Here is a 14,245-nt window from a genome sequence, read left to right on the forward strand (position 1 = left end):
TAACATGCGGCTAGCCGGGAACAAATTCACCATCTAAAAAGAGTTTTCCGTTTTCCGCATGCATAACGAGCGCATTAAGATAGTCCGGATCAAACTTTACGCCGCGCTTATTTTTTGCAATATACGTCAAACAATGATTATGGGTAAAAATGACTATATTTTTATTCTGCGACTTTTTCAGTAACGTATTGATTGAAGCATAAATACCGCTGCCGCAATCCATCATTTTTTTATCCACCGTAAGCGACCTGCCCGCAGAAAACCAGGTTGCCGACTGGATGGTGCGCACCGTATTACTGGAATAGAGATTGTAATTTTGTATATCGGCACTGAAGGCTTTACCCAGCGCTCTGGCATCTTGCGCACCCTTGACCGTAATCCCCGTGCTGTCTGACAGGCAGGTATTATCGGAACGATCGCACCGCTCGGCATGGCGGAATAACACGACTACCGGATGCTGCTTCGCCAGCGCCGCCAGCGCTTTACCGTTAATCTGCGGTAGACCGTTACCACTCCAGGCATGTTGTGAGGTCAACCCGGCGATAATAACCAACGCCCCCGCCAGAATCGCGAAATAGCGTTTGTTTTTAATAAAGCGTAGGGTAAATGCCAGCACATTAACCTCTCAGGCAGACAGTGCAGCTAACTTAATAGCAATACAATTAAAATGAAATTCCGCGACGGAAGACCAGGCCAGAAACATAAAAACAGCTTTTGGGCATGCATAAAATGCCTTAAACTTTCGGCGAAAGCAAAGCATAATTCCGTTAAAAATTATCTTTTTACTTCACCTTAATTTCTTAATGTTAATTTAATCTTCATCCAGTAGGGTTCAGCTAAATTCGTTAAAAAATAAGCCCTTTTCTATTGCCGAAATATTTGAAAAGCGGCTTTCAATGGCTGAAGGAAAAATGATGTCGGACTTTTTGCCTTTCTCCCGTCCGGCGATGGGCGCGGAAGAGCTCGCTGCCGTTAAGACCGTACTGGACTCAGGTTGGATAACAACCGGCCCGAAAAATCAGGAACTGGAAGCGGCGTTTTGTCGGCTAACTGGCAATCAATATGCCGTTGCCGTCAGTTCAGCCACTGCCGGTATGCACATCGCGTTGATGGCGCTGGGCATTGGTGAAGGCGACGAGGTCATTACACCGTCAATGACGTGGGTTTCTACGCTAAATATGATCGTTTTACTCGGCGCGACCCCCGTCATGGTCGATGTCGATCGCGATACGCTGATGGTCACGCCTGAACATATCGAAGCCGCGATTACGCCACAAACCAAAGCAATTATCCCCGTCCACTACGCTGGCGCGCCCGCCGATCTGGACGCTATTTACGCTCTTGGCGAGCGTTATGGCATCCCGGTGATTGAAGACGCGGCGCACGCGACAGGAACCAGCTACAAAGGTCGCCACATTGGCGCCCGGGGCACCGCGATTTTCTCCTTCCACGCCATTAAGAACATCACCTGCGCTGAAGGCGGTATCGTCGTCACGGATAACCCGCAATTCGCCGATAAACTGCGCAGTCTCAAGTTTCACGGGCTTGGCGTTGATGCCTGGGATCGACAGTGCGGAGGACGCGCGCCACAAGCGGAAGTCCTGGCGCCGGGCTACAAATATAATTTGCCCGACCTCAACGCCGCTATCGCGCTTGCTCAGTTACAGAAACTGGATGCGCTTAACGCTCGCCGCGCCGCCATCGCAGCGCAGTACCACCAGGCAATGGCAGACCTGCCTTTTCAGCCTCTGAGCCTTCCGTCGTGGGAACATATTCACGCCTGGCATTTATTCATTATCCGGGTCGATGAAGCCCGTTGCGGTATTACCCGGGATGCTCTGATGGCATCGCTGAAAACGAAAGGCATCGGCACAGGGCTGCATTTCCGCGCCGCGCATACGCAAAAATATTATCGCGAACGTTTCCCAACGCTCACGCTGCCTGACACCGAGTGGAACAGCGAGCGGATCTGCTCACTGCCGCTCTTCCCGGACATGACCGAGAGTGACTTTGATCGGGTCATTACCGCCCTTCATCAGATAGCAGGACAATAAGCATGTTTGACGCCGCCCCCATAAAAAAAGTCTCGGTGGTTATTCCTGTCTATAACGAACAGGAAAGCCTGCCGGAATTGATAAGACGCACCACCGCCGCCTGCGAGAGTCTGGGCAAAGCGTGGGAGATTTTATTGATAGATGATGGTAGCAGCGATAGCTCGGCGGAGCTGATGGTTAAGGCGTCCCAGGAAGCCGATAGCCATATCATCTCTATTTTACTCAACCGTAACTACGGTCAACATGCAGCGATCATGGCGGGGTTTAGCCATGTAAGCGGCGATCTCATCATTACGCTGGATGCCGATCTGCAAAACCCGCCGGAAGAGATCCCGCGCCTGGTGGCGAAAGCCGATGAAGGGTTCGATGTGGTAGGCACCGTGCGCCAGAACCGACAGGACAGCCTGTTTCGCAAATCGGCGTCAAAAATCATTAATCTACTGATCCAGCGCACAACGGGCAAAGCGATGGGCGATTACGGCTGCATGTTACGTGCCTATCGCCGCCCTATTATCGATACTATGTTGCGCTGCCATGAACGCAGCACCTTTATCCCTATTCTGGCCAACATTTTCGCTCGTCGGGCTACCGAGATCCCGGTGCATCACGCTGAACGTGAATTTGGCGACTCTAAATACAGTTTTATGCGTCTCATTAACCTGATGTATGACCTGGTGACCTGCCTGACGACGACGCCGCTGCGCCTGTTGAGTCTGCTGGGCAGCGTTATCGCCATCGGCGGGTTTAGCCTGTCGGTATTGCTTATTGTACTTCGCCTGGCGCTGGGGCCGCAGTGGGCGGCGGAAGGCGTATTTATGCTCTTTGCCGTTCTGTTTACCTTCATCGGCGCGCAATTCATCGGTATGGGGCTGCTGGGCGAATACATCGGTCGCATTTATAACGATGTCCGCGCCCGCCCCCGCTATTTTGTTCAACAAGTTATCTACCCGGAAAGCACGCCGTTTACTGAGGAAAGCCACCAATGAAAGCCGTTATTTTTGCCTATCACGATATGGGATGTCAGGGGGTGCAGGCCGTACTGGATGCCGGGTATGAGATTGCCGCGATTTTCACTCATGCCGACAATCCTGCGGAAAACACCTTTTTTGGCTCCGTCTCCCGGCTGGCGGCAGAATTAGGGATTCCGGTTTATGCACCGGATAACGTAAACCATCCTATCTGGGTCGACCGCATCGCTGAGTTTGCGCCGGATATTATTTTTTCGTTCTATTACCGCAACCTGTTAAGCGAAGAAATTCTGCACCTCGCCCCGGCTGGCGCGTTCAATCTGCACGGTTCTCTATTGCCTGCCTATCGTGGCCGTGCGCCGCTAAACTGGGTTCTGGTTAACGGCGAAAGCGAAACGGGCGTAACGCTGCATCGTATGGTCAAACGTGCCGACGCCGGAGAGATTGTCGCCAGTCAACGCGTCGCTATTGCGCAGGACGATGTTGCGCTTACCCTGCATCATAAGCTATGTCAGGCCGCGCGCCTGTTGCTTAATAGCATCCTGCCCACCATGAAATGCGGCGATATACCTTCTGTTCCTCAGCGTGAGTCTGACGCTACATATTATGGTCGCCGCAGGCCGGAAGATGGCCTTATCGACTGGCACAAACCGGTTTCCACGGTGCATAACCTGGTGCGGGCGGTAGCCGCCCCCTGGCCCGGCGCGTTCAGCTATAACGGCTCGCAAAAATTCACTATCTGGTCTTCCCGAATTTGTCCGGATGCGCAGGGCGCGCTTCCCGGCTCGGTAATTTCGGTCTCTCCGCTGCGGGTCGCCTGCGCCGATGGCGCGCTGGAGATTATTACCGGCCAGGCCGGAGACGGTATTACTGTACAGGGCTCGCAGCTTGCACAGACGCTTGGTCTGGTGGCGGGCGCGCGTTTGAATCGTCCACCAGCGACCAGCGGTAAACGTCGCATTCGCGTTCTCATCCTCGGCGTCAACGGTTTTATCGGCAATCATTTGACCGAACGGTTACTGAATGAAGAGAATTACGAGGTCTACGGTATGGATATCGGCAGCAACGCCATTAGCCGATTCCTGCTCCACCCTCGCTTTCATTTCGTGGAGGGAGATATCAGCATCCACTCAGAATGGATCGAATATCATGTCAAAAAATGCGATGTCGTACTGCCGCTGGTAGCAATTGCTACCCCGATTGAATACACCCGCAACCCGCTGCGCGTCTTTGAACTTGATTTTGAAGAAAACCTGCGGATTATCCGTTATTGCGTAAAATACCGTAAACGCGTGGTTTTTCCGTCTACCTCTGAAGTGTACGGCATGTGTACGGACGCCTCTTTTGACGAGGACAAATCGAATCTGATCGTCGGGCCGGTGAATAAGCCGCGCTGGATTTACTCCGTTTCCAAACAGCTTCTCGACCGGGTGATTTGGGCTTATGGCGAAAAAGAGGGATTGCGCTTCACGCTTTTCCGTCCCTTTAACTGGATGGGGCCGCGGCTGGATAGCCTGAACGCGGCGCGTATCGGCAGTTCACGCGCGATAACGCAGTTGATTCTGAACCTGGTAGAAGGGACGCCGATCAAGCTTATCGACGGCGGTCAGCAGAAGCGCTGTTTTACCGATATTCGTGACGGGATCGAAGCATTATTCCGCATTATTGTGAATGAGGGCGATCGGTGCGATGGCAAAATCATTAATATCGGCAACCCTGACAACGAAGCCAGTATTCAGGAACTGGCGACGCTGTTGCTCGATAGTTTTGACAAGCATCCACTGCGCTGCCATTTCCCACCGTTTGCCGGTTTCCAGGTCGTCGAAAGCCGTAGTTATTACGGCAAGGGTTATCAGGATGTCGCACACCGGAAACCCAGTATCGACAATGCCAGGCGCTGTCTGGGCTGGGAGCCGTCTATTGCGATGCGTGATACGGTTGAAGAAACGCTGGACTTCTTTCTGCGCAGCGTAGATGTCGCGGAACGCGCATCATGACGAAAGTCGGTTTACGCATTGATGTTGATACCTTGCGAGGAACGCGTGAAGGTGTTCCCCGGCTGCTGGCGACATTGCATCGCCACGGCGTTCAGGCCAGCTTTTTCTTCAGCGTCGGGCCGGACAATATGGGACGTCATCTTTGGCGTCTGATAAGACCGCGATTTTTATGGAAAATGCTACGTTCAAACGCCGCCTCGCTCTACGGCTGGGATATCCTGCTGGCCGGTACCGCCTGGCCGGGAAAAAATATCGGCAACGCTAATGCCGGGATTATTCGTGAAACGGCAACATACCATGAGACGGGACTACATGCCTGGGATCACCATGCGTGGCAGACTCACAGCGGCCACTGGAGTATCCGCCAGCTTGAAGAAGATATTGCGCGCGGCATAACGGCGCTTGAGGCCATTATCGGAAAACCCGTCACCTGCTCAGCCGCGGCCGGCTGGCGAGCGGATGGGCGCGTTGTTCGTGCGAAAGAACCGTTCAACCTGAGGTATAACAGCGATTGCCGTGGAACCACCTTATTCCGTCCGCTACTGATGCCGGGCCAGACAGGGACGCCGCAAATCCCGGTCACCTTACCCACATGGGATGAGGTTATCGGCCCCGCCGTTCAGGCGCAGTCGTTCAATACCTGGATTATCTCCCGTATGTTGCAGGACAAAGGCACGCCGGTATATACCATCCATGCGGAAGTCGAAGGTATTGTCCATCAGCCGCTGTTTGAAGATTTGCTCGTTCGTGCACGTGACGCGGGGATCACCTTTTGTCCTCTGGGCGAACTGCTGCCGACATCGCCTGAGTCTCTGCCGTTGGGGCAAATTGTACGTGGGCACATCCCTGGCCGTGAAGGTTGGCTGGGGTGCCAACAGGCAGCGAGCGCCTCATGATGAAATCGATACGCTATTATCTGGCTTTCGCCGCATTTATCGCGCTCTACTATGTTATTCCTGTCAATAGCCGCCTGCTCTGGCAGCCGGATGAAACGCGCTATGCCGAAATAAGTCGGGAGATGCTGGCGTCTGGCGACTGGATCGTGCCGCATTTTCTGGGATTACGTTATTTTGAAAAACCGATAGCCGGTTACTGGATAAACAGTCTGGGTCAGTGGCTTTTTGGCGCTACCAATTTTGGCGTGCGGGCTGGCGCTATTTTAACGACATTGCTGGCCGCAGCGCTGGTGGCGTGGCTGACGTTCCGCTTATGGCGGGATAAACGTACCGCGTTGCTCGCCTCCGTTATCTTTCTCTCCCTCTTTGCCGTTTACAGTATCGGGACGTATGCGGTACTCGACCCGATGATCGCGCTTTGGCTTACGGCCGGTATGTGTTGTTTCTGGCAGGGGATGCAGGCCACGACCCGAACGGGCAAGATTGGGATGTTTTTGCTACTGGGCGCAACCTGCGGTCTGGGTGTATTAACTAAAGGGTTCCTCGCCCTGGCCGTACCGGTGGTGAGCGTGCTGCCGTGGGTTATTGTTCAGAAACGCTGGAAGGACTTTTTGCTATACGGCTGGCTGGCGGTCTTGAGCTGCTTTGTGGTTGTCCTTCCCTGGGCGATCGCCATTGCGCGACGCGAAGCCGATTTCTGGCATTACTTTTTCTGGGTGGAGCATATCCAGCGATTCGCCATGAGCGATGCCCAGCATAAAGCCCCTTTCTGGTACTATCTGCCGGTACTGCTCGCGGGAAGTTTACCGTGGCTGGGGTTACTGCCTGGCGCGCTTAAACTGGGCTGGCGCGAGCGAAACGGCGCATTCTATTTGCTCGGATGGACGATCATGCCGCTTCTCTTTTTCAGCATTGCGAAAGGGAAACTGCCCACCTATGTTCTTTCCTGTTTCGCACCGATAGCGATACTCATGGCGCGCTTCGTCCTGCATAACGTAAAAGAAGGCGTCGCCGCGCTACGTGTCAACGGCGGGATCAACCTGGTGTTCGGGATAATCGGGATCGTCGCGGCGTTTGTCGTCTCCTCATGGGGCCCGCTGAAATCGCCGGTGTGGACGCATATCGAAACCTATAAAGTGTTTTGCGTCTGGGGCGTCTTTACTGTTTGGGCGTTTGTGGGCTGGTATAGCCTCTGTCATAGCCAACAATACCTATTACCCGCGTTTTGTCCGCTGGGACTGGCGCTGCTGTTCGGCTTTTCCATCCCCGACAGGGTGATGGAGTCCAAACAGCCACAGTTTTTTGTCGAAATGACCCAGGCGCCTTTGGCATCAAGCCGCTATATTCTTGCCGACAACGTCGGCGTCGCCGCCGGTCTGGCCTGGAGTCTGAAACGAGACGATATTATGCTCTACGGACACGCGGGCGAACTCAGGTATGGCCTTAGCTATCCTGATGTGCAGGATAAATTCGTTAAAGCCGACGATTTTAACGCCTGGCTCAACCAGCATCGTCAGGAGGGCATTATTACGCTAGTACTTTCAATAGCCAAAGACGAAGACATCAGCGCTCTTTCCCTTCCCCCTGCGGACAATGTTGATTATCAGGGGCGTCTGGTGTTAATTCAGTATCGGCCTAAATGATCGGCGTCATTCTGGTGCTTGCCAGTCTGCTCAGCGTTGGCGGTCAGCTCTGCCAGAAGCAAGCGACACGGCCATTGACGGTGGGCGGACGCCGCCGTCACTTGATGCTGTGGCTGGGCCTGGCGCTGATATGCATGGGTGCAGCGATGGTGCTGTGGCTGCTGGTGCTACAAACCCTGCCGGTGGGAATTGCTTACCCGATGTTGAGTCTGAATTTTGTCTGGGTCACGCTGGCGGCCTGGAAAATCTGGCATGAACAGGTTCCGCCCCGCCACTGGTTTGGCGTCGCATTAATTATCAGCGGCATTATCATTCTGGGGAGTGCGGCATAATGGGCGTAATGTGGGGACTGATAAGCGTTGCGATTGCCTCCCTCGCCCAGTTGAGTTTAGGATTCGCCATGATGCGACTGCCATCGATAGCGCATCCACTGGCGTTTATTTCCGGGCTGGGCGCTCTTAATGCCGCGACCCTGGCGCTATTCGCCGGTTTGGCGGGGTATCTGGTTTCCGTCTTCTGCTGGCATAAAACATTACACACGCTCGCGCTCAGCAAAGCCTATGCGCTGCTGAGTCTCAGCTATGTGCTTGTCTGGGTAGCCTCAATGTTGTTACCCGGTTTGCAAGGCGCTTTCAGCCTAAAAGCGATGCTCGGCGTATTGTGCATTATGGCGGGGGTAATGCTGATTTTTCTGCCCGCCAGATCATGATGGCTTGCGCGTCAACCGCTGCCATTCGTCGCAGGAATAACAGCGTGCATCAACGATTTTTAAGGTCTGGTGTTTTTCCCGATTAATACAATACTGCGCATCCTGTAAAGGCGACAGGATATCGCCGGGACTCAGTAATATCATGGAATTCGCCTCGGCGATCATTTTTAGCGAACCGCCGCTATCGCACAGCACCAGAACATGGCACGCCCTCTTTTTGACATAATGCGATTTCTTAACCAACCATTCCATAGCGCCCCCGTTTCACGCTGATTGTTCATAACACGTTACACATCAACGGATAAACAAAACGGCAATAGCGATGGAATGGTTGTATATTAACCTAACATTAATTTTTACAGTTCTCACACACCCACTGCTGGAGCGCACGGCGAGATATTTTAATCCCTCCGTTTTTCAGTTCTGACGGCAGCGTCAACCAGCGAACCGGCTGCTGAAAACGCGCCAACTTATCGCGGCCCCATTCAGCGAGGTTCACGTCTCCGGCCTGCGATGCATACTCCACAACCGCAACGGGACGATGGCCAAACTCTTTATCTTCTACCGGCACGACGAAGGCTTGTTGCACTAGCGGATGCGCATTAATAACGCGTTCGACTTCCTCCGGCTGAATGCCTTCGCCGCCGCTAAAGAACAGGTTGTCCAGCCGCCCGGCGATGGTTAGCCTGCCGTGGTTCAGATCGCCGCGATCGCGCGTGGCAAACCAGCCCTCGTCATTAACCAGCGGGATCAGTTTGCCATCACGCCAGTAACCTTCCGCCATACTGGCGGCGCGCAGCCAGACTTCATTATCGACGATTCTGATCTCTCTGCCGGGGAGCGGCGCGCCCACATCATCAGAACCATCGGCCTCCTTGGCGCATACTGTAGACGCGAACTCCGTGAGCCCATACCCGCACCAGCAGCGAATCCCTTGTTTGCTGGCCTGGTCGGTGAGTTCAACCGGAATCACCGCGCCGCCGAGCAAAACGGCTTTCAGCGTCACCGCCGCCCGATTCGCCAGCAGCCGCCACAGCTGCGTCGGCACCAGCGAAGCATGAGTACACCCTGCCAGCATCTGCTCCAGCGGTTGCTTATCGCGTACCGTCATGCGCGCCCCGGCGAAGAGCCAACGCCACATAATACCCTGCCCGGATACATGAAACAGCGGCAGCGATAGCAGCCAGTCATCCTGAGGGCCAAACGGCATTAGCGAAAGCACCCCCTGCGCGCTGGCAAGATGCGCCTGGCACGTATGTACAGCCGCTTTTGGCAATCCTGTGGAACCCGATGTCAGCGTCATGGAAACCAGACGCTGCGGTTGCCAGTCCACAGCATACGCCGCTGTGCTCTTTTGTATCTGCAACGCGGTTAATCCGGAAAACGCGTTTTCGCCTTCCAGTGTCAGCGCAAAACGCAGCGTTAACTTCGGCACCAGCGCCTCCAGCAACGTCTGGGGCAACTGCGGATTGACGGGCAGAACCCGCGCGCCGCACTGCATCAGCGCAAGCCATGCCAACAGAGTGCGCGGCTGATTCCCGGCGCGCAGCAGGACACCGTCGCCCTCGCGTACGCCCTGCGCGGCAAACCCGCCCGCCAGCGCATCAATACGCTCACAGAGGGCGCGCCAGCTTAGCACTTCATCGTTCAGGCGCAGAGCGGGCGCCTGACTGCGAACCTGACGCCAGTGGCGCCACGGCCAATCCGTGAATGTCATAACAGTCGTTCCAGCTCATCACGCTTCAGACAAGGCAACGCGCTACCGGGCCAGGGGCGAACCTGTTGCGCCTGCATCAGATGCAAGGTATCCAGTCCGGGCAGCGTTCCCGGCGTCAACCAGGCGGCAATCCGCGCCAGTTGCGTCAGGCCGAGGCTGGACTCGATCGAAGAGCTGATAACCACCGTCAGTCCCAACGCATGGGCGGCAGCGACTTGCTCACGCACTTTATCAAGCGATCCGGTCAGAGTAGGTTTGATAACCACAGCCTTGACGCCCTCTTCGGCTTCAAAGGTGAAATCCGCTTCGCGCAGACTTTCGTCCCAGGCAATCGCGATGCCGGTTTCACGGGCAAAGGCGCGGGAATCATCCCGCGTCTTACACGGTTCTTCGAGAAAGGCGATACGAGCGCGGTAATCCGGATTAACATACTTTGCGAACTGTTGGGCTTTTAGCGGCGTCCAGGCGCGATTCGCATCCAGACGCAGATGCAGATCCGGGATCGCCTCCAGCAGCAAATTAACCACCATGCCGTCGCGTACCGCTTCATAAAGACCCACTTTGACCTTAGCGATTTTCTCGCCGGGCATATCGGCAAGCCGCAGCACCAAATCGTCAGGATCGCCAGTGCATAACGGCGCAGCGCGATAGTCCGCCGCCTCCGGCAATACGCCTGTCAGTTCCGCCAGCGCGCAGCTTGCGCCAAACGCGACCGAAGGCATCTCCGGTAATCCCTCGCTCCCCTGAAGCCAGTCGTTCACCCACGTCAGGAGCGCCGTCTGCGCCTCTTCCCACGTTTCCTGACTGAAGCCCGGCAGCGGAGAGATCTCTCCCCATCCCTCACGCTCGCCGTCACGCAGACAAACATACAGCCCGTCGCGAGTTTTTAACCGCCTGTCGCGCAGAACCACCCCCGCGTCCATGGGGATCTGCCAGCGGTATACCTGCGCGCTACGCATTATGGGTTCCGTTTGAATTTGCTGAAGTCAGGCTGACGCTTCTGGTTAAAGGCGTTACGGCCTTCCTGCCCTTCTTCCGTCATGTAGAACAGCATGGTAGCGTTGCCCGCCAGCTCCTGCAGCCCGGCCTGACCGTCACAATCGGCATTCAGCGCCGCTTTCAGGCAACGCAGCGCCATCGGACTGTTTTGCAACATTTCGCGGCACCAGCGCACGGTCTCTTTTTCCAGATCCGCCAGCGGCACAACGGTGTTAACCAGCCCCATATCCAGCGCCTGTTGCGCATCGTACTGGCGGCACAGGAACCAGATTTCACGCGCTTTCTTCTGACCAACGATACGCGCCATATACGAAGCGCCCCAGCCGCCGTCAAAGGAGCCAACTTTCGGACCAGTCTGGCCGAAGATGGCGTTTTCCGCCGCGATGGTCAGGTCACACATCATGTGCAGCACATGACCACCGCCGATGGAATATCCCGCGACCATCGCGACAACCGGTTTTGGACAGGTGCGAATCTGGCGCTGGAAATCCAGCACGTTCAGGTGATGCACGCCGGAGTCATCCTGATAACCGCCGTAATCGCCGCGCACCTTCTGGTCGCCGCCCGCGCAAAACGCTTTATCGCCTTCGCCGGTCAGAATAATCACGCCCACGTTGTCGTCGTAACGGGCATCCGCCAGCGCCTGAATCATCTCTTTGACGGTCAACGGACGAAATGCATTGCGCACCTGCGGACGATTAATGGTGATTTTTGCAATACCGTCGGTGGATTTTTCATAACGAATGTCGGTGTAACCCTCCGAGCAGTCGTGCCATTCTACCGGTGCGTAAAGCATTGTTTCATCAGGATAGATCATAGTGTGTCCTTTAGTCAGAGACGCAGAATCTGAGCCAGACTGTCTACCACGCCAGCGGGGTTTTCCCGATGCGCGTTGTGTCCGGCGTTACGAATAACATGGCATGTCGCCGCCACTTCCTGCGCCAGGGCACGGAATTTGCTGTCGCGTTCGCCACATAAATAATAAAACGGAAATGCCAGCGCGTTGAGCGCCTCGCGTAAATCCGGCTGGACGGCAAGCGATGTCGCCTCCAGCATCGCAGCCAGCGTTTCGCCGTTATTCTGGCTACGCAGCGCCGTTAGCGCCTGTCTTTGCTGCGCCGTCAGCGAGGCGAACACCGGCTGCTGATACCAGTCGTGAAAAACCTCAGTCAAGGGTTCATGACGAAAACGCTCTGCCCAGCGCCCGTCGGACAATCGTCTTTCAGCGCGCGCCTGTTCATTTTGCAGCCCCGGATGACCGCCTTCGACCACCAGGCCGCACAGGCCTGGTATTCCCTGGCAGGCTGCCATCATCGCCACCCGGCCGCCAAGAGAGTATCCCACCAACCAAAACTTTAGTATGTTGTAACTAATTAACGTAGCGCGCAGTAATCTGATGACATCGGCAAAGCCGCCGACCGGAATAGCCGCAGATCCGCCATGTCCCGGTAAGTCAATATAGAGCCGCGAACAGCCGTGAAACTGTTCGCCAACCGGCTGCCATTCGCGGCAATCGCCAGAAAAACCGTGCAGGAAAACCAGCGAGGACGTCCCAGGCTGTCCGGGCATGTGCTGCGCGTGCAACATCATAGATGGCTTACCTGAGCCAAAAGTTGCTGCAACGTCTGCGCGCCGTCCGTATCGTTTACCACCAGCTCAATCACCGTTGTCGCCGGGGTTCGCCACGCGCCAGCCAGCGCAGACTCCAGTTCTTCCCAGTTTTCCGGGCGATGATAGCGCAGGTTAAACATGGCGGCCGCATGGTCAAAATGGACGTTTTGCGGCATCAAATAAAAGCGCTCACGTTTGCTTTGCGGCGTCGGCAGCAGGGAGAAGATTTGCCCGCCGTTATTGTTGACCACAATCAACACAAACGGCGCGGATACCTGACGTAGTAACGCCAGCGCGTTAAGATCGTACAGCGCGGATAAATCGCCGACGATAGCCAGCGTCGATTTAGCGCTGGCGCGCTGCACGCCCGCCGCCGTGGAAAGCAGGCCGTCAATGCCGCTTGCCCCGCGATTGCTGTATACCGGATAGCCGGCCGGCAACTGTGACAGCGCGTCGATCAGACGCACCACCAGACTATTGCCCACGAACAATTGCCCCTGCTCCGGCAGATAGTCGCGGATACGGTGCGCCAGCTGCGCTTCGCCAAAGGTGTCTCGCTGCGCGACCACCCGTTGCCACGCCAGTTCCGCCAGACGCGGGATCTCTACACACCACGGTTTACGTTTTTCCGCCGGATGCATCTCCAGCCAGTCGGCGATTTTCGCTACCAGTCTGCGTCCACGATGGTGCGCCGGGTCCAGACGACCTTCAATATTGTCGATTACCCAATACTCTTCCGGCTCGCAGGTTGCCTGCCATTGCAGTAAGCGTTTTCCGGTAAGGCTACTGCCAAGCTGGACGACAATCTGCGCCTGCTGCAGTTCGGTAACCGCTTTGGCGTTGCCGAGCCACAGGTCGGCGCACGGCAGCGGCTGCCCGGTTTGCGACAATACGTCGCCAATTAATGGCCATCCCAGAGTTTGCGCCCACTGCGCCACTTTTTTGCCTTCTTCCGCGCTCATACGCCCGGCGACGACAACGCCGCGTTTTTGTCGCCAGAAGAACCAGTCGCGCTGTTTGTCGCTTGCCAGTCGACGCGCTTCGCGCAGCCAGGGCTTTTCATCCTGCCACCAGTCGCCGAGGCGCTGCTGCCAGACCAGACCGGTGTCATTCATATCGCCATACAGCGGTTCGGCAAAAGGACAGTTAATGTGCAGCGCGCCCGCATGAAGCATGGCGAGCGCATTGTCGATGGTCGACACCAGCCAGCGCGCCGGAATATCCTGCGTGGGACGCGGCAACGACAGAGTTTGGGAGGGGTGCGAGGCAAACATCCCCGCCTGGCGGATCGCCTGGTTGGCGCCGCAGTCAATCAGCTCCGGCGGGCGATCGGCGGTAAGTAAAATGAGCTTCTCGCCCGTCAGCCCCGCCTCAATCAACGCCGGATAGAGGTTCGCCACGGCGGTACCTGAAGTGACAATAACGGCAACCGGCTGTTGGCTGACTTTCGCCAGCCCTAACGCCAGATGACCAAGCCCACGCTCATCAAAGTGCGTATGGTGAATAAAAGCAGGATTCTCTGCCGCCGCCAACGTGAGCGGCGTGGAACGGGAACCAGGGGCGATACAAACATGCCTGACGCCATGACGGGTTAAGGCTTCCAGGATGACCGCCGCCCAGCGCCGGTTAAATGCACTTACTGACATGAGTT

Annotated in this window: 14 protein-coding genes; 7 read left to right on the top strand and 7 right to left on the bottom strand. The window is 55.8% G+C overall.

The features are described from left to right. Positions 1-10 precede the first annotated feature (10 nt). Complete coding sequence (pmrG, locus tag N7E69_RS00850; protein ID WP_000879248.1) at positions 11-616, bottom strand: lipopolysaccharide core heptose(II)-phosphate phosphatase PmrG; 606 nt, start codon at positions 614-616, stop codon at positions 11-13. Between the two features lie 298 nt (positions 617-914). Here pmrG and arnB point away from each other — a divergent pair, with 298 nt between their 5' ends. From arnB to arnF, 7 genes are read left to right on the top strand one after another with little or no spacing between them, the layout of a single operon-like run. Beyond that, positions 915-2,054: a UDP-4-amino-4-deoxy-L-arabinose aminotransferase gene (arnB, locus tag N7E69_RS00855; RefSeq protein WP_001279290.1), complete on the top strand. Its 1,140-nt coding sequence runs from the start codon at positions 915-917 to the stop codon at positions 2,052-2,054. A 2-nt stretch (positions 2,055-2,056) separates the two neighbouring features. Next, positions 2,057-3,040 carry an undecaprenyl-phosphate 4-deoxy-4-formamido-L-arabinose transferase gene (gene arnC / locus N7E69_RS00860; protein ID WP_000458887.1) on the top strand — a complete coding sequence of 328 codons (984 nt, stop codon included), beginning with the start codon at positions 2,057-2,059 and terminating at the stop codon, positions 3,038-3,040. Continuing rightward, positions 3,037-5,019: a bifunctional UDP-4-amino-4-deoxy-L-arabinose formyltransferase/UDP-glucuronic acid oxidase ArnA gene (gene arnA / locus N7E69_RS00865; protein ID WP_001752054.1), complete on the top strand. Its 1,983-nt coding sequence runs from the start codon at positions 3,037-3,039 to the stop codon at positions 5,017-5,019. The genes arnC and arnA overlap by 4 nt, the downstream gene beginning before the upstream one ends. Continuing rightward, positions 5,016-5,915, top strand: a complete 900-nt coding sequence (arnD, locus tag N7E69_RS00870; RefSeq protein WP_000169766.1) for a 4-deoxy-4-formamido-L-arabinose-phosphoundecaprenol deformylase — start codon at positions 5,016-5,018, stop codon at positions 5,913-5,915. Before arnA ends, arnD begins: the two co-directional genes overlap by 4 nt. Beyond that, positions 5,912-7,558, top strand: a complete 1,647-nt coding sequence (gene arnT, locus N7E69_RS00875) for a lipid IV(A) 4-amino-4-deoxy-L-arabinosyltransferase (protein WP_000978052.1) — start codon at positions 5,912-5,914, stop codon at positions 7,556-7,558. Before arnD ends, arnT begins: the two co-directional genes overlap by 4 nt. Beyond that, positions 7,555-7,890: a 4-amino-4-deoxy-L-arabinose-phosphoundecaprenol flippase subunit ArnE gene (arnE, locus tag N7E69_RS00880; protein ID WP_000580579.1), complete on the top strand. Its 336-nt coding sequence runs from the start codon at positions 7,555-7,557 to the stop codon at positions 7,888-7,890. The genes arnT and arnE overlap by 4 nt, the downstream gene beginning before the upstream one ends. Beyond that, positions 7,890-8,267, top strand: coding sequence for a 4-amino-4-deoxy-L-arabinose-phosphoundecaprenol flippase subunit ArnF (gene arnF, locus N7E69_RS00885; RefSeq protein WP_000538696.1), 378 nt, complete (start codon positions 7,890-7,892; stop codon positions 8,265-8,267). Before arnE ends, arnF begins: the two co-directional genes overlap by 1 nt. Here arnF and pmrD read toward each other — a convergent pair. From pmrD to menD, 6 genes are all read right to left on the bottom strand, one after another. Continuing rightward, positions 8,262-8,519 carry a signal transduction protein PmrD gene (gene pmrD / locus N7E69_RS00890; protein WP_000455132.1) on the bottom strand — a complete coding sequence of 86 codons (258 nt, stop codon included), beginning with the start codon at positions 8,517-8,519 and terminating at the stop codon, positions 8,262-8,264. The two genes, arnF and pmrD, sit on opposite strands and share 6 nt — an antisense overlap. 97 nt (positions 8,520-8,616) lie before the next feature. Further along, positions 8,617-9,984, bottom strand: a complete 1,368-nt coding sequence (gene menE / locus N7E69_RS00895; RefSeq protein ID WP_000144664.1) for an o-succinylbenzoate--CoA ligase — start codon at positions 9,982-9,984, stop codon at positions 8,617-8,619. Beyond that, positions 9,981-10,943 carry an o-succinylbenzoate synthase gene (gene menC, locus N7E69_RS00900; RefSeq protein ID WP_001255557.1) on the bottom strand — a complete coding sequence of 321 codons (963 nt, stop codon included), beginning with the start codon at positions 10,941-10,943 and terminating at the stop codon, positions 9,981-9,983. The genes menE and menC overlap by 4 nt, the downstream gene beginning before the upstream one ends. Further along, the gene (gene menB / locus N7E69_RS00905) at positions 10,943-11,800 is read right to left on the bottom strand and encodes a 1,4-dihydroxy-2-naphthoyl-CoA synthase (protein ID WP_000640013.1); all 858 of its coding nucleotides are present in this window, start codon (positions 11,798-11,800) and stop codon (positions 10,943-10,945) included. Before menB ends, menC begins: the two co-directional genes overlap by 1 nt. A 14-nt stretch (positions 11,801-11,814) precedes the next feature. Next, positions 11,815-12,573, bottom strand: coding sequence for a 2-succinyl-6-hydroxy-2,4-cyclohexadiene-1-carboxylate synthase (gene menH, locus N7E69_RS00910; protein WP_000979152.1), 759 nt, complete (start codon positions 12,571-12,573; stop codon positions 11,815-11,817). After that, a complete protein-coding gene (gene menD / locus N7E69_RS00915) occupies positions 12,570-14,240 on the bottom strand; it encodes a 2-succinyl-5-enolpyruvyl-6-hydroxy-3-cyclohexene-1-carboxylic-acid synthase (protein WP_000116384.1) in 1,671 nt (556 codons plus the stop codon). Before menD ends, menH begins: the two co-directional genes overlap by 4 nt. Between the last annotated feature and the right edge of the window lie 5 nt (positions 14,241-14,245).

It is taken from the genome of Salmonella sp. 3C, from assembly GCF_025426275.1.
GTDB classification, from domain to species: domain Bacteria; phylum Pseudomonadota; class Gammaproteobacteria; order Enterobacterales; family Enterobacteriaceae; genus Salmonella; species Salmonella enterica.